We start from the raw sequence: 16,311 nt of genomic DNA, 5'->3' as shown, positions 1-16,311 counted from the left end.
GATTTATCCTTCGATCTTCTGGATGGGCTGGGCCGACCAAGTGCCGTATGCGCCGTAGGCATAGCTAGGTGGTCGCAGCTGGTCACTGACGGCGACGTTCATCAACGCATCTTCGTAAGCCACGCATTTCGCCTTGGCGCCGCTGCCGACGATGCCGGTGTACCAGGTGAGCATGATGCGACGCGGTACTGCGGCAAACGGGGCTTTCTCGGCATCGAGTGCGGCTTGCAGAGCGGCGGCAGTCAATTTTCGTTCTGCGATAAATCCCTGCAACGCCTGAATCTGATCGACAAAGGCCGGATCGCTCGCAGCGAGTGCCAGGTACATGCGCTCGACCTGCGCCGGCGGCAACTGCGCGTGTCCAGTCAGGAACAAAGATGCCTGCAGAAACGCCTGCCTGGCGGGTGAGCTTCCCGCGTCGCTGGCGATAGCAGAAGCGAAAGCGGCTGGCGACAGCAGCGGTTCACCAAGCATCCAGGTGCATACGACAGCGACGCTGCCACCCATGAAAAACCGCCGCGACATCCTTGCGGGTGGCTGGCGGCGCGTGATCTTTTCGAGCGAAGTCATGTTCATTGCATCTCCCTGATTGCGTCTCACAAACGGACGTCGATTATTGAAGATCGATGATCTCAACCCAATTCGGATTCTTGCCCATGTCATATTGATGCAGGAATTGCAGAGCGCCGCTCTTTTGATCGATGGCATAGCTGCTCATGCGATTGGATTTCTGGCCGACGGCCAGCAGGTAGCGACCGCTGGGATCGATGTTGAAGCCGCGCGGCTGGGTCTCGGTGGGGAAGCTAGCGATCAAGGTCAGCGCGCCACTTTCTGGATCAACCGCAAACCCGGTGAGCGTACTCGATGTGCGCTCTGACGCGTACAGGAAACGGCCATCCGGCGTCAGGTGCAAATCTGCCGGCGCCAGGGCGTCGCCTTTGAAACCTTTCGGCAGCAGCGAAACGGTGGACTGTAACGTCATGGTGCCGGTAGCTGCGTCATAGCGATAGGTATTCAGCGTGCCGTCCAGTTCGTTGGTGCTGTAGACGAAACGTGCTCTGCGGTCGAAGACGAAATGGCGCGGGCCGGCGCCTTTGCTGGTTTCGACATACGGCGGCGTGTTTGGCGTGACCTTGCCGTTGGCTGCATCGAATCGATATTGCAGGATGATGTCGCCGCCCAGGTTGCTGGCGAATAAATGCGTGTTGGCCGGATCGGTCGCTATCGCATGGGCTTTCTCGCGCGTTGGAATCACGGCCACTGGCGTCGCCTCAACGCTGCCGTTGGCGGCGATGGGATTGATCGAAATCTTGTTGCCAGTGTAAGACGCGGCCAGCAGGAAGCGGCCGGTCTTGTCGGTCGCCAGGTTTGCCATGTTGTCGGCCAGCGGCACAGTCGACATCAGGTTCAGCTTGCCGCTGCGGCCATCGATGGCAAAGCTGCTGACCGAATACGGCTGGGAACGCAGCGAGGCATACAGGAAGCGATGATTGGGACTGATCGCGAGCGGCATCACGGTGCCGCCGGTTGCTACTTTGTCGACCAGGGCGACGCTGCCGTCTGCCTGCTTCAATTCCATCACATAGATATCCTGGCTATCGGCATTCGACACGTAAACCATGGTTTTGGCGAAGGCCGATGCGCCGATCGCGGCTAGCATCAGGGTGGTAAACAGACGGCTGAGGTTGGAGTGCATTCTTTGTCCTGTCAGGTGATCAGGTAATTGGCGCAGGGTTGAATAGCGTCAGTGCGTTATGCAATTTGTGATGCTCGGCCCAGGTTTTCTTGCGACCGCTGGCGACATCCAGCATCAAACGGAACAACTCCCAGCCGACATCTTCGATACTGGCTTCACCGCTGGCGATACGGCCGGCGTTGACATCCATCAGATCGTGCCAGCGCCGCGCCAGGTCGTTGCGCGTGGCGACCTTGATGACCGGCACTGCTGCCAGTCCGTATGGCGTGCCGCGGCCGGTCGTGAACACGTGCAGGTTCATGCCGGCTGCCAGTTGCAAGGTGCCGCAGACAAAATCGCTGGCCGGCGTGGCGGCGTAGATCAAGCCTTTTTGCTTGACCTTGTCGCCGGGCGACAGCACGCCGGAAATGGCGCTGCTGCCGGATTTGACGATCGAACCCATGGCCTTTTCGACGATGTTGGCCAAGCCGCCTTTTTTATTGCCGGGCGTGGTGTTGGCGCTGCGATCGACGCCGCCGCGGGTCAGATAATCGTCATACCAGGCCATCTCGCGGATCATGGCTTGCGCCACGTCGGCATTGACCGCGCGTGAGGTCAACTGATCGATACCGTCGCGCACTTCGGTGGTTTCAGAAAACATCACGGTAGCGCCAGCGCGCACCAGCAGGTCGGTGGCGTAACCGACGGCCGGATTGGCTGTGACGCCGGAGAAGGCATCGCTGCCGCCGCATTGAACCCCGACAGTCAGCTCCGATGCCGGACAAGTTTCGCGACGACGCTTGTTCAGTTCAGCCAGTTGCTCTTCTGCGGTAGACATGATCGATACAATCATCGACTCGAAGCCGACGTGTTCGGCATCCTGCAGGCATACCACACGCAAGCCGTCTTCCTTGCCGCCAGTGCTTTGAATCGGGATCGAACCTTGCGGGAACATGCGGCCCGGTTGCAGTTTTTCGCAACCGAGGCTGACCACCATGGCCTGGCCGCCGAAGTTGGGATTCATGCTGATGTTGCGCAAGGTGCGGATCGGAATCTCGGCGCCCGGCGCATCAATCGCCACGCCGCAGCCATAGGTGTGTTCGAGGCCGATGACATCGTCGACGTGAGGATACTTGGGCAGCAATTCCGCCTTGATGCGCTTTACCGCATGCTCCACCACTCCGGACACGCATTGCACCGTGGTGCTGATCGCCAGGATATTGCGGGTGCCGACAGTGCCGTCGGCATTGCGGTAGCCCTCGAAGGTGTAACCGTCCAGCGGCGCTGCTGCCGCAGGTACGTGCGTCGAAATCGGCAGGTTGGTCAGTTCGCGCGCCGGCGGCATCCGCACCAGCGATTCCTCGATCCAGCTTCCCTGCAAGATCGACCGTTGCGCATAGCCGATCACCACGCCGTAGCGCACGATGGCTTCGCCTTCGGCCAGATCGCGCAGCGCGAGTTTATGGCCTTGCGGCACCCTGTCGCGCAGCACCAGGCCGCACGGGAAAACCGCACCGGCCGGCAAGCCGCCGTCGTTAGCGACGATGGCGACGTTATCTTGCTCCTGCATGCGAATGTACAGCGGTGCATTGCTGTCTGCCGCCAACTTGCTTGCGGCTGGTGTTGCCTCGATCATGATCCCACTCCTGATAATTTCTTGTATGGCTGTCCTGCATCGTCCAACGGTTTGAGTTCGACGCGTTTGATGTCTTTCACGATCACCAGGTAGCTGATCACCGCTAACAAAGCATTGGCGCCGACATACACCAGCGCCCATTGGAAGGACCCGGTTTCCTTGATGATATAGCCGATCACGATCGGCGCTGTGATGCCGGCAATGTTGCCGAACATATTGAACAGGCTACCGGTGAGGCCGATGATTTCTTTCGGCGAGGTATCCGCCACCACCGCCCAGCCCAATGCGCCGACGCCCTTGCCGAAGAAGGCCAGCGCCATGATGCCGACCACCAGCCATTGGGTATCGACGTAATTGCACAAGATCATGGTGGTCGACAGCAGCAGGCCGGCGACGATTGGAATCTTTCGGGACCAGGTCAGCGAGACGCCGCTCTTGATCAGGCGATCCGAGATCATGCCGCCCAGCACGCCGCCGAGGAAACCGCAAATCGCCGGCAGCGAGGCCACGATGCCGGCTTTCAGGATCGACATGCCGCGCTCCTGCACCAGGTAAATCGGAAACCAGGTCAGGAAGAAATACGTGATGGTATTGATGCAGTATTGGCCGAGATAGACACCTGCCAGCATGCGATTGCAGAGCAGTTGCTTGAGATAGCCGAGCTTGACGCCGCGATTGACCTGGCTGCCCTTGCCGGCGGCAATGCCCTGGTCCATCTCGACCAGGCCGCCACCGTCGCGGATATGCGCCAGTTCGGCCGGGCTGATGCGCGGGTGGTCTTTCGGGTTATGCATCACCCGCATCCAGATCATGCTGAGCACCAGGCCGGCGACACCCATCACGACAAACGTTTCCGACCAGCCGTAGGCATGGGTGATCCAGGCCATCAAGGGCGCGAACAGCACGGTGGCGAAATACTGGGCGGAATTGAAAATTGCCGATGCGGTGCCGCGTTCGGCAGTGGGGAACCAGGCGGCGACGATGCGGCCATTGGCGGGGAAAGAAGGCGCTTCGGCCAGGCCGACCATGAAACGCAACATGAATAATGCGGGAACGGCCCACAATACGCCGAGAAAATGCACGCCGCCTTGCAGCAGGGTGAACAGTGACCAGATGAAGATGCTTGCGGCGTAGACCCGTTTCGACCCGAAGCGGTCCAACAACCAGCCGCCGGGCAATTGGCCCAGCACGTATGCCCAACTGAAAGCCGAGAAGATGAATCCCATGGTGACCGCATCAAACCCCAGCTCGGTCTTCATTGCAGTGCCGGCAATGGATAAGATGGCGCGGTCGGCGTAATTGAATGTGGTCACCATGAACAGCATGAACAGAATCATGTAACGCACCCTGCCACCGCGGGCCTGTGTCGGCGCACCCGTTTTGTCGATATTCAACTACGTCTCCTGTCTTTGCCAGAGCCAGCGCTTGCGAAGGAACGGCGCCAAAGCACCACAAGTTCCCACTACCTGAGCCATGTACCGCATACGGTACAGACCTTAACCAGGCTGTTACAAGGTGCCGTTCTTATTGTTATAGATGCTTAGCGTAAGCCAAACCATTGTTATGTTATCAGTCATCCTACAACTTGAATCGTAGTATAATCAGCGAAAAATAATTTAGCAACTAGATTTACTTTTCCGCGGCCCCGCCCATGAACACACCGCTCACTCCTCAGCTCACCCCGAGCGCCCCGCGCAAAAAACATCGCAACCTGGCGCAGAGCGTGGTCGCCGATATTGCCGAGAGCATCCGCGGCGGCAGCATCAAGCCGGGCGACAAGCTGCCGACGGAATCCGAATTGATGCGCACCCAAGGTGTCAGCCGCACCGTGATCCGCGAAGCGATTTCGCACCTGCAAGCCTCGGGCCTGGTGGAAACCCGGCACGGCATCGGCACTTTCGTACTTGCCGCGAGCAGCCCCAATAATTTCGACATCGATCCGGAAACCGTGATCACCATGCGCGACATCCTGGCCATCCTGGAGTTGCGCATCAGCCTCGAAGCCGAAGCCGCCGGACTGGCTGCAGCACGGCGCACCGATGCGCAACTGGAGCAGATGCGGATGGCGCTGGATGCCTTCCAGAAGAGCGCACACGAGCGCGGCGACTCGGTTGCGGCCGATGTGCAGTTCCATCTGCACATCGCACAAGCCACCGGCAACCGCTATTTTGTCGACATCCTGAGCCACCTCGGCACCACCATCATTCCGCGCACCCGGATCAACTCCGCCCGGCTCGCGCACGACGATCCGGCCGCCTATCTCGATCGCGTGCATCGCGAACATGAAGATATCTACAACGCGATCCTGCGCCAGGATCCAGAGACTGCACGGGCAGCGATGCGCACTCACCTGAGCAACAGCCGCGAACGCTTGCGCAAGGTTCAGGACAGCATGGTGCTTGCCTCGTAAGCAAGCCATGGCAACCCGAAGCACTTCATAGCAACCCAACAATGATGACTCTCACGGCCCAGCCAGAAGAGTCATCAAAGCAGCCAGGCCACCCTCGCCGCTGACCGGCATTTCGCAATATCCTGCGCCAAAACTCCCCCCGCTTTTACTCCCACCCTCCGCCCACATCCGCTCGATAACAACATTTTCAGGCTTGCGCACCGCAAATCTTTGTTGTACGATGACTGATAACTTAATCGCCCGGACATCAGCGCACTCGTGCGCAACAATGGTGTTCAGTTATCAACCGCAGCACTACACAATACCGAGACCATGAACTATCAAGACCTCAAACAGACTCTTTCCTCCGGCCTGCTGTCTTTCCCAATTACCGACTTTGATGCACAAGGCAATTTCCGCCCAAGCACCTACGCAAGCCGGCTTGAGTGGCTGGCTCCTTACGGTGCGAGTGCCCTGTTTGTGGCGGGCGGCACTGGTGAATTCTTTTCGCTGACGCCGTCTGAATATTCCGACGTAGTGCGTCTGGCGGTCGAGACCTGCCGCGGCAAAGTGCCGATCCTGGCCGGCGCCGGTGGCCCGACCCGTACCGCCATCGCCTTTGCACAGGAAGCGGAACGCCTGGGCGCGCACGGCATCCTGCTGATGCCGCATTACCTGACAGAAGCGTCGCAGGATGGCCTGGTCGCCCACGTCGAAGCCGTCTGCAAATCGGTCAAGTTCGGCGTCGTGGTGTACAACCGCGGCATCTGCCGCCTGAATGCGGATTCGATGGAAGTGCTGGCAGCGCGCTGCCCTAACCTGATCGGTTTCAAGGACGGCATCGGCGACATCGAACTGATGGTATCGATCCGTCGTCGTCTCGGCGACCGCGTGACCTATCTGGGTGGCTTGCCGACAGCAGAACTGTTTGCCGCTCCTTACAAGGCGCTGGGCGTACCGGTTTACTCGTCGGCGGTATTCAACTTCATGCCGAAGCTGGCAATGGACTTCTATAACGCAGTCAAGAACGACGACCACGCCACCACTGGCCGCCTGATCGACGACTTCTTCCTGCCTTACCTGGCAATCCGCAACAAGAAGGCCGGCTATGCCGTCAGCATCGTCAAAGCAGGTGCGACCATCGTCGGCCACGACGCCGGCCCGGTGCGCACGCCATTGATCGATCTCAACGCTGAAGAATGCGAACAACTGAAAGCACTGATCCTGGCCCAAGGGCCGCAATAAACGTGACGGGACGGCTGGCGCTAGGCTATCCGTCCCGCCGCAGCTAAACGCTCAAGGCGGCCGGCATCATGCCTTGCCGCCCGCATTGCGTCCATCCACAGTTACAAGGAAAAACATGAATATCACAGGTGAAATGCTCATCGGCCAATCGGCTGTACGCGGTACGGAAGGCGCGTTGCGCGCGATCAATCCTGCCACCAATGAAAAGATCGGCCCCGATTTCGGCGCCGGCGGCACATCTGAAGTCGAGCGCGCTTGCGTCCTCGCACAACAAGCTTTCGACACTTACCGCGAAACCACGCCTGAACAGCGTGCACAGTTTTTGGAAGAAATCGCCAATGGCATCCTGGCGCTCGGACCAGCGCTGATCGAACGCGCATCGCAAGAATCCGGCTTGCCGACAGCGCGCCTGGAAGGCGAGCGCGGTCGCACCGTCGGCCAATTGCGCCTGTTCGCCAGCGTGGTGCGCAGCGGCCAGTATCTGACTGCCACCATCGATCCGGCATTGCCTGAACGGACCCCGCCGCGTTCCGATCTGCGCTTGCGCAAGATCGCTATCGGCCCGGTTGCTGTCTTCGGCGCCAGCAATTTCCCGCTGGCGTTCTCGGTTGCCGGTGGCGATACTGCCGCCGCACTCGCGGCCGGCTGCCCGGTAGTGGTCAAGGCGCATAGCGCTCATCCCGGCACTTCGGAACTGGTTGGCCGCGTCATTCAGCAAGCGGTGGCAAGCTGCAAACTGCCGGAAGGCGTGTTCTCCCTGATCATCGGCAATGGCAATGTGGTCGGCCAGGCCTTGGTCAGCCATCCAGCGATCAAGGCAGTCGGCTTTACCGGTTCGCGCCAAGGCGGCCTGGCGCTGATGCGCGCTGCTGCGCAAAGACGCGAGCCGATTCCGGTCTATGCAGAAATGAGCAGCATCAATCCGATGTTCCTGCTGCCACATGCGCTGGCCGCACGTGCTACCCAAATCGGCAGCGCATTCGTCGATTCGTTGACCATGGGCGTCGGACAATTTTGTACCAACCCAGGCCTGGTGATCGGCCTGGCGGGCGACCATCTGGTGCAATTCCAGGAAGCCGCGCAAAAAGCACTGCAAGCCAAGGCAGCCGGCACCATGCTGACACCTGGCATCCACAGTGCATACGTCGATGGCGTCGAACGCATGGGCAAGATTGCCGGTGTCGACACACTCGGCCACGGCCTGGCGGCAACCGCGCCCTGCGCAGCGCAAGCGGTATTGTTCAGCACCGATGCAGCGACTTTCCTGGCGACCGAACAATTGGAAGATGAAATCTTCGGCCCGAGCTCGCTGATCGTTGCCTGCCGCAACGAAGAAGAAGTACTGGCCGTCGCAGAGCATCTTGCAGGTCAATTGACCGCGACCCTGCAAATAGAAAACGACGATCATGCGTTCGCCCGGAAATTGCTGCCGACGCTGGAACGCAAAGCCGGACGCATCCTGGTGAACGGCTATCCGACCGGAGTGGAAGTTTCTCATGCGATGGTGCATGGCGGCCCGTTCCCGGCAACTTCGGACAGCCGCAGCACCTCGGTCGGCGCCAGCGCAATTGATCGTTTCGTGCGGCCGGTTTGCTATCAGGACATCCCTGCCGGATTGCTGCCGCCCGCTTTGCAGGAAGACAATCCGTTGAATCTGGCGCGTACCGTCAATGGCGAGTTGCGACTGGCATAAGAAGCAAAAAACCATGTGCAACAACCTGGTTGCACATGGTTCCCCTGAAGGACAACGAGCTGCAAGGCAGCTCGGCTTCCCTACGCATCGCCGCCATGTTTCGTCGTTCTGAGTTTTTTTCAGCTGAGACGACAGAAATTTCTCCCGGCCTGACATCTCAATACGCAGCGCCCTTTTAATACGACGCTGCCGTCGCAACACTCGCCGTTCGCATTAAATATTCCCCTACGTCTCGCCCTTCCAACGCGGCCAACTTGGCGACCCGGTTCATGCCCTGATCGAAAGATCAGAATGTTCAATTGCGGGCGGGCGTATTTTCAGCGAAATACTCCATGGAATCTCCGTTCTTGACCGCTGTATCAGGATCGCTTAACGCCAGCGAGTGGGCCGCGCTTTGCCCGTATGCATAGTCACCAGTGCCGGCGATAACGTTGAAGTGCGTCGATTCATGCACCAGCGTGCCAGCTTTGGAATCGGTGCCGGTGTCGGGTGCAGGCCAGAATGCGCCACACAGATAAACGGTATAAGGCAGGTGTGGGAAAACGTAGGCATAGAACGTTGGCCTGTCGGTACAGCCGCAATTAAAGGTATACGACTCTTCGGTAAGCGCGTATTCGGTTTTGATGTAGCCATTGGCGACAGCCGTATAGCGCGCATTGTTTGGAGCGCCGAACCACCAGGTATAACGATCGCCCGGCGTGCCTGCCAAGATATAGTTCTTCGCGTTTGTGGCGAGGTTGTTTGCGTTATTACGCGCATTGATCAACGCGGTTTGCTGGGCGTTGCTGCAACTGACAAAGGTGTTCGACCCGTTGACTGCCGCGATCGCATTCATCAGCCCGGGATTAGCTGCCGGTGCAGGGCCGCCCTTGACAGACAGCGGGATCGCGCTGGTATCGAGCGTAATCGGCGCGGCGGCCACGCCGTTTGCCTTGGCTGCCGCCGCGTCGGCGGCTTCGCGCACCAGGGTGCCGATGTCCCTCTTGTATTTGACGACATATTGGCCGGCGCGATACATCTCATAGTAGGCGCTGAGATCCACCTCTGCGGTAAGGCTTTCATTCGGCTTGAGCGCGATATATTCCTTGGCAGTCGGCGCTTTGCGCTTCACCAGTTTTCCAAGGTAAGGCACTTCCTTTCCGCCAATTGAAACACTGAACAAGTCGCCGGTGACTTCCTTGAGCGGAGTCATCCAATCCAGGACGTGCAGCGGAACACCGCTGTTATTGGTGATGGTATAGAGTATTTTCCCGGCGCCGGCATCGCCTTTGGCGGCTGACTCCTGAAGCCGTACTTCGATATCAGCCTTTGCTGCGTAGACGGATCCGCTGACGACAACCGCCGCCAGACATACCGTGCCGGTTATATATTTTCCATAAAAAGACATGATTTACCTCTCGAATAGAATGTGTCGTTGAAGTCCGTATCGTCGAAATACGGTTCACACATCCTAGCGAGAGGTATTTGTAAAAAGACACTATCCACATCGATAGTAGCAACTTACTTACGCCGCCTCAGCAACACCGCAACAACTATGTGCCCTACTCCCCGGCCTCGCTCAGTTGCGCGATCGCCGCCGGCGAGAGTTGCAGGCGCGTGGCAGCGATCAGGTCGTCAAGTTGCGCCAGTGTGGTTGCACTAGCGATCGGCCCGGTGATGCTGGGCCGCGCAATCAGCCAGGCCAACGCCACCTGCGCAGGATTGGCGTCATGCGTTGCCGCCACCTGGTCCAACGCATCCAGGATACGCAGGCCGCGTGCATCCAGATAGCGCTTGACTCCCTGACCGCGAGCGCTTTTTCCGAGGTCTTGCTCGCTGCGGTATTTGCCGCTCAGGAAGCCGCTCGCCAGCGAATAATAGCTAATCACGCCGATGCCGTGTTTCAGTACGAACGGCTCCAGCGTGCGCTCATATTCGGCGCGATCGTAGAGATTGTAATGCGGCTGCAGCGACTGGTAGCTTGGCAAGCCGTGCTGCTCGCTGATCCGGAGTGCTTCAGCCAAACGCTCGGCACTATAGTTGGAGGCGCCGATGACGCGCACCTTGCCATCCTTGACCAGCTCCGCATAAGCCGACAAGGTTTCTTCCAGCGGCGTCTCGGGATCGTCTTCATGCGATTGATACAGGTCGATGTGATCGGTCTGCAGCCGCCGCAATGACTCTTCCACCGCTTGCCGGATATAGGCCTTGCGCAAGCCCTTCTTGCCCTCCCCCATCGACATGCCGACCTTGGTGGCGATCACTACCTGGTCGCGCTTGCCGCTACGCTTGAGCCATTTGCCGATGATGGTTTCGGATTCCCCGCCGTGGTGGCCAGGCACCCAGCTCGAATACACGTCAGCGGTATCGATGAAATTCAGGCCGGCGTCGACAAACTTGTCCAGCAAGGAAAACGAAGTCGCTTCGTCGGCAGTCCAGCCGAACACGTTCCCGCCAAACATCAGCGGCGACACCTGCAACGACGAGTTGCCGAGCTTGCGCTTGTTTATTGCCATATCTTCAACTCCCGGTTGGCCACAAAAAACCAGTCTAATCGGAAGCGGATAAGCTTGCCAAAGGAAAGCCAATTGCGCTCTGAGCATGCCACTTGTCGATCCACGCGCTGCAAAGTGGCTCTATCAGAAGCCGGATAAACGTACTAACATCGTTAACAAGCCCTAGATCCATAATCCGCCTCAACGACTACCCAGGAGACATCATGTCCGCACCGCTGAATACCGATCATTTCTGGATGCCCTTCACTGCCAACCGTCAGTTCAAAAGCAAGCCGCGCATGCTGGTTTCCGCTTCCGGTATGCATTACACGACGGATGACGGCCGCCAGATACTCGACGGCACAGCCGGCCTGTGGTGCACCAATGCCGGCCACTGCCATCCGAAGATCGTCGAGGCGATCCAGAAGCAGGCAGCGACGATGGACTTTGCGCCGGTGTTCCAGATGGGCCATCCGCTCGCCTTCGAAGCAGCCAGTGCGCTGGTGTCGATTGCGCCGGAAGGCTTGAATCGGGTGTTCTTCTGCAATGACGGTTCGGAGTCGGTTGATACCGCATTGAAAATCGCACTGGCATACCATCGCGTACGTGGCGACGGCCTGCGCACCCGCCTGATCGGCCGTGAGCGCGGTTACCACGGGGTCGGCTTCGGCGGCATTGCGGTAGGCGGCATCGCCGGCAACCGCAAGCATTTCGGCCCGACACTAGCCGGCGTCGATCACCTGCGACATCCGCTCGATATCGCGCGCAATGCGTTTTCGCACGGCTTGCCGGAACACGGCGCCGAGATCGCCGACGAATTTGAACAGCGACTGCTTGCGCTGCACGATCCAGCGACGGTCGCAGCGCTGATCGTCGAGCCGATCCAGGGCTCAACCGGCGTGATCCTGCCACCCAAAGGTTATCTGCAAAAGCTGCGCGCCATCTGCGACAAATACGGCATCCTGTTGATTTTCGACGAAGTGATCACTGGCTTCGGCCGCCTTGGCGCGCCGTTTGCGGCCGACTATTTCGGCGTGGTGCCGGACATGATCTGCTGCGCCAAGGGCCTCACCAACGCCACGGTGCCGATGGGCGCCGTGATCGTGCGGCAGGATATCCATGACGCATTCATGAGCGCCGCCAGCGAAAACGCCATCGAGTTCTTCCACGGCTACACCTACACCGCGCACCCACTCGCAGCCGCTGCCGCCGTGGCGACCATCGACGTCTACAAGAGCGAAAACCTGTTCGACCGGGCGGCAAGCATGGCGCCTTACTTTGAGCAGGCGGCACACGGCTTGAAGGGTTTGCCCTACGTGAAAGACGTGCGCAACCTGGGCTTGGTGTGCGGGATTGAACTGGAACCAATTGCCGGCAAACCGGGCGCGCGCGCCTTCGACGTATTCTTGAAGTGTTTCTGGGAAAAAGGCGTGCTGATCCGTACCACCGGCGACATCATTGCGCTATCGCCACCGCTGATTATCGAGCCGGGGCAAATCGATCAATTGTTTGCTGCGATCGGTGAGGTATTGAAGGCGCAGCATGCAGCCACAACCGTAAGCAGCACCTAGCTTGGGCACGCCTGTGAAATAAGCTCACGCGTGGGCACTGGTGCCCACGCTACTTCTGAACTCACTCTCGGAAAAAGACCATGCGGTCTTTTCAATTTCTCAACATGAAATTTGAGGAATTACAGCTCGTTAAATTTCTGTTTCAATTCTTTGCTTAACTCAAAGAACTCTGGCGTATTTTCTATACCTTTGCGCCAAGCAAGGCCTCGCTCGATCAAATCATATTTGTATTTGACTTTCGCCCCTGGAATAGGCTGCCCTTGCTCATCGTAGTCTCGTCCGATGAGCCAAATGGTGTCTGAAATCAAAATGGAAGATTCAATGTCGTGCGTAATAACTATGGTCGTATTGAGCTCATCGAGGTTGGACACACGCAAAATCATCTCGCACACGGTCTCTTTTGCTTTTGGATCAAGACCTGAAAATGGCTCATCCATCAGCAAAAAATGCGAACTGCACAGCAGCTGCTGTGCAATCGCGACGCGCTGACGCTGCCCGCCCGATAGTTCAGCAGGATATGCCAGCGCCTTATCCGCCAACCCCAATTCAGTTAGCATTTCCATTGCTCGGGCTTCGGCATTTTTTGGGGATTTGTTTTTTTTACGCGCGGCAACCAGCAGATTACCCAAAATCGTTCGGTGATTAAACAACGGATATTTCTGCGCAACGACCCCGACTTCACCAGGCGTAACAGGTTTTCCAGATGCGTTGAGCGAAACCGTTCCAGACTGCGGCTCCTGCAAACCGGCGATGCAGCGAAACAACTGAGTTTTGCCAACGCCAGATGGTCCCAGCAATGCGACGACCTGTCCTTGTGTCACGTCATCACGAATGATGTCATCAATCGATGCACTGAGCGACGCAAGAATCGGTTTGTCATATGACACACACAGCTTATCGATGGTCAGCAAACGCTCACCGATACGATATGGAAGTGGCTGATTCATTTTTATACTCCCCTCTTGCCGGCCAACGACGCCGGACAGAGCACATTTTTTAGCATGCCCAGCAAGTAATCTTGGGCTACGCCATAAACCAGAATGGTGATCTGGATTGCAAAAACGCCGCTCATCATGAAGTAGCGATTTTGATTTAGCAGCAACGCGCCAATCCCACCTTGTGAACGCGTCAGACCTTCCACCATCGTCAGCAGGGTCCATCCAATCGCAGCATTTTGTCGAACCAAATCAAGAAAAACGTCCGCCTTGCCAAGCAACACCAACTCATAGGTAATGCGCCAGTTTTTCATGCCAAGAGTCTTGCAGTGATCAATGTCATCTTGCGGGATCGCTTTTACCTCGGCCAACATTGAGGTAACCATCATCACGGTGATACCGAAAACCAGCAGCGCCACTTTCAGCTGATAGCTGTCATTGGTCATCAGCATAAAAATGTATGTCAGGCCTGCAAATCCCAGAAAACGTAAGGTCGACGCAAAACGCGCGATCGGCATCAAGGCGGGAGCCGTACTAAGAAAAACGATGAATACGGACAAACAAGTGGCTAACGTAAGCGACAGCAGCAGTACCTTGACGCTTTGCCACAATTCGAAAAGCAAGCCTTGCTTTTGGACCATGTCCATCCATGCCTGCCCAACCTCAATCGGAGATGGCAACATCTTCGAATCACTGGCGAACCAAAATACGACCGCCAATATGGCTTGTGAAATGAGCAGCACGTGTGTCCATTTAAGGGACACTGGTGCGTAGGGCAAAAATATATTTTTAAATGTGGTACTCACTGGATATCTTTTCTTATCTAATCATGAGGATGGCGCGCGAAATAGCCGCTCACCCATCCATATTGATTAAACCGGTTAATTGGTCTTTATCAGCGCAACTTCGACACGACGATTCTTGGCACGGCCCTCTGCAGTGGAGTTGTCCGCCACAGGTTGTGTGTCTCCGTATGAACGAATCCGAATACGTCCCTCCGGGAAAGTCGACGATGCGTTAGCTTGCAACCAGTCCCGCACTGCTTCGGCACGACGCTTTGAGAGTGCCAAATTGGTGGCTGAATTACCGACATTATCGGTATGTCCAGACAATTGGATCGGCAATCCGGATATCGACATCTGATTCAACAGGTCTTCAAGAACGGCTGTGCTCTGTGGCTTGAAGCTTGCCTTGCCAGTTTCAAACTCAATCGCCCATTCACGTGTTGCGAATGTGGAGACAGTTGGCGCGGTTGCGCTATATGTCGTCACGTCAGCCTTCGTCACAGTTGTGGTCGCGGCCAGGTCTTGCAGGTACTTGGTATTGACATAGCTCTCGTAGGGCAGAATTGTCGGCATATCGTTTGGATAGAGACGCTTCTGAATGTCGCCAAAAACCGTATAGACGCGCTTATACAGATTGTCGTTTCCATTCAGGCCAAACAGAAACAGGTTGTCTGCCAGATTGTTGGTGGTCGAGCCGCCCAGGCTGATTGGTCGCCCCTTGCGGTCATTTTCCACAACGCCTTTAAAGTATTTCTTCCACCATTCAGGTTGCTGCTCTTTGAATACGTTGGCGGCAACTGTGGAGCCTTTCAGTAATTCTGCATCGCTTGATTTGATGCGGTCACTTGCCTCAAACGTCGCCGCCAGCATGTTTTTCACGAACTCGGGGTTTTGCGCCATCCATTGCGCATTGCCGATAATCGTTGAAGGCATTTGCCATTTGTATTCAGCCGTCGATGCGACCGACACCAGTCCGCCAACTTCCCTGGCGATCTTCACGTCTCCTGGTGTCCAGGTTGCGGTGCCGTTCTGGCACACTTTTCGATTTTCACCGGTCAAGGCATTGCCTTTAACCACCGGACGCACTTCACAGCCATTGCCTTTGGACGCCGCGATCATTTTTTCATCGGCTTCATTAAACGAGCCGACTTCGATGAAGTTCATCGCATCAGGGTCAAATGTTTTTGGATTCGGGTTAATCGGTACGCCGGTATCGATCGCCTTCTTGATGCAGATATTCTGATCTCCATCGCGCGGCACCGCGCCAATGAGCGTTCCTCGCAGGTTCTGTTCGAATTGTGCTTCAACCATGCACTTGTCTTCGCCGCGGGAATAGCCGACAGCGCCGACCACTTCGACGTGCTGCCCGAGTTTAGACATTGCCTGATTGGCGGATGCGGCAAATCCTGGGCCACCATCACCCATGATCACAACAAAGGCAGCACCCTTGGTTGGATTGGCAACGCCCTTTGCAATTTCTCCGGCAAAGATGGCCATTTCGGACGTCATTACCGAATAGTCGTCTTGACGCTCGATGTTCAAATGAACACCATGCTTGTCCATCAGACTGCCTTTCTTTGTCACTGCGTCGCCATTGGCATAGAGCAGCGCAGTCGTCGCGTTCCACGGAATAGTCAACAGCTTCGGCGTATAGCTGCCCGTGGCCGGTGCCAGCGAGCCGGAACTGTAGGATGTTGAAGTCTGCTGAGCTGGCGTGGAGTCGCCCGTGGGCACGTCCGCAGATTGAATCACCACCGACTCCTTGACGAGGTTTTTCAAGCCGCCGCCAGTACTTTCAAAATATTTGTTGACGCCAAATCCGATGCCGCCAACCGCAGCAATGATCAGAATCAGGCGCGGGATAGGTTTTAAACTCATAGTGATTGCCTTTCAATAATTTCGTTTTCG

At 57.1% G+C, this 16,311-nt stretch carries 13 protein-coding genes; 4 read left to right on the top strand and 9 right to left on the bottom strand.

Going from position 1 to position 16,311, the window contains the following annotated elements; all coding sequences use genetic code 11:
• Nucleotides 1-3: 3 nt before the first annotated feature.
• The 4 genes from ACIPF8_RS21470 to ACIPF8_RS21455 are packed head-to-tail and all read right to left on the bottom strand — an operon-like array spanning nt 4 to nt 4,648.
• Nucleotides 4-576 (bottom strand): sugar dehydrogenase complex small subunit, encoded by a 573-nt coding sequence (locus tag ACIPF8_RS21470; RefSeq protein WP_400425116.1) that lies wholly within the window; start codon nt 574-576, stop codon nt 4-6.
• A gap of 37 nt (nt 577-613) precedes the next feature.
• Nucleotides 614-1,696, bottom strand: coding sequence for a lactonase family protein (locus tag ACIPF8_RS21465; protein ID WP_400425114.1), 1,083 nt, complete (start codon nt 1,694-1,696; stop codon nt 614-616).
• Nucleotides 1,697-1,715: 19 nt separating this feature from the next.
• Nucleotides 1,716-3,311, bottom strand: a complete 1,596-nt coding sequence (gene garD, locus ACIPF8_RS21460) for a galactarate dehydratase (RefSeq protein ID WP_400425111.1) — start codon at nt 3,309-3,311, stop codon at nt 1,716-1,718.
• Nucleotides 3,308-4,648, bottom strand: coding sequence for an MFS transporter (locus ACIPF8_RS21455; protein WP_400425273.1), 1,341 nt, complete (start codon nt 4,646-4,648; stop codon nt 3,308-3,310). Before ACIPF8_RS21455 ends, garD begins: the two co-directional genes overlap by 4 nt.
• A 314-nt stretch (nt 4,649-4,962) precedes the next feature.
• Here ACIPF8_RS21455 and ACIPF8_RS21450 point away from each other — a divergent pair, with 314 nt between their 5' ends.
• From ACIPF8_RS21450 to ACIPF8_RS21440, 3 genes are all read left to right on the top strand, one after another.
• A complete protein-coding gene (locus tag ACIPF8_RS21450) occupies nt 4,963-5,721 on the top strand; it encodes a FadR/GntR family transcriptional regulator (protein WP_400425109.1) in 759 nt (252 codons plus the stop codon).
• Between the two features lie 312 nt (nt 5,722-6,033).
• Nucleotides 6,034-6,945, top strand: a complete 912-nt coding sequence (kdgD, locus tag ACIPF8_RS21445) for a 5-dehydro-4-deoxyglucarate dehydratase (protein ID WP_400425106.1) — start codon at nt 6,034-6,036, stop codon at nt 6,943-6,945.
• A 115-nt stretch (nt 6,946-7,060) separates the two neighbouring features.
• Nucleotides 7,061-8,638, top strand: a complete 1,578-nt coding sequence (locus ACIPF8_RS21440; RefSeq protein ID WP_400425103.1) for an aldehyde dehydrogenase (NADP(+)) — start codon at nt 7,061-7,063, stop codon at nt 8,636-8,638.
• A gap of 295 nt (nt 8,639-8,933) precedes the next feature.
• Here ACIPF8_RS21440 and ACIPF8_RS21435 read toward each other — a convergent pair whose 3' ends face one another.
• Nucleotides 8,934-10,025 carry a M35 family metallo-endopeptidase gene (locus tag ACIPF8_RS21435; protein ID WP_400425100.1) on the bottom strand — a complete coding sequence of 364 codons (1,092 nt, stop codon included), beginning with the start codon at nt 10,023-10,025 and terminating at the stop codon, nt 8,934-8,936.
• Nucleotides 10,026-10,179: 154 nt separating this feature from the next.
• Nucleotides 10,180-11,133 carry an aldo/keto reductase gene (locus ACIPF8_RS21430; RefSeq protein ID WP_400425097.1) on the bottom strand — a complete coding sequence of 318 codons (954 nt, stop codon included), beginning with the start codon at nt 11,131-11,133 and terminating at the stop codon, nt 10,180-10,182.
• 203 nt (nt 11,134-11,336) lie between these two features.
• Between ACIPF8_RS21430 and ACIPF8_RS21425 the strand changes: the two genes are divergently transcribed.
• Entirely contained in the window at nt 11,337-12,683 is a 1,347-nt protein-coding gene (locus ACIPF8_RS21425) for an aspartate aminotransferase family protein (protein ID WP_400425094.1), read from the top strand.
• A 119-nt stretch (nt 12,684-12,802) separates the two neighbouring features.
• On the opposite strand, the gene ACIPF8_RS21420 is transcribed toward ACIPF8_RS21425, so the two are convergent.
• From ACIPF8_RS21420 to ACIPF8_RS21410, 3 genes are all read right to left on the bottom strand, one after another.
• Nucleotides 12,803-13,630, bottom strand: a complete 828-nt coding sequence (locus ACIPF8_RS21420; protein WP_400425091.1) for an ABC transporter ATP-binding protein — start codon at nt 13,628-13,630, stop codon at nt 12,803-12,805.
• A 2-nt stretch (nt 13,631-13,632) separates the two neighbouring features.
• Entirely contained in the window at nt 13,633-14,361 is a 729-nt protein-coding gene (locus ACIPF8_RS21415; protein ID WP_400425088.1) for an ABC transporter permease, read from the bottom strand.
• A gap of 138 nt (nt 14,362-14,499) precedes the next feature.
• Entirely contained in the window at nt 14,500-16,281 is a 1,782-nt protein-coding gene (locus ACIPF8_RS21410) for an OmpA family protein (RefSeq protein WP_400425085.1), read from the bottom strand.
• Nucleotides 16,282-16,311 lie beyond the last annotated feature (30 nt).

The organism is Collimonas sp. NPDC087041, assembly GCF_044745265.1.
In the GTDB taxonomy this organism is placed as follows: domain Bacteria; phylum Pseudomonadota; class Gammaproteobacteria; order Burkholderiales; family Burkholderiaceae_D; genus Collimonas.
This window is presented reverse-complemented; position numbering and strand designations above follow the sequence as displayed.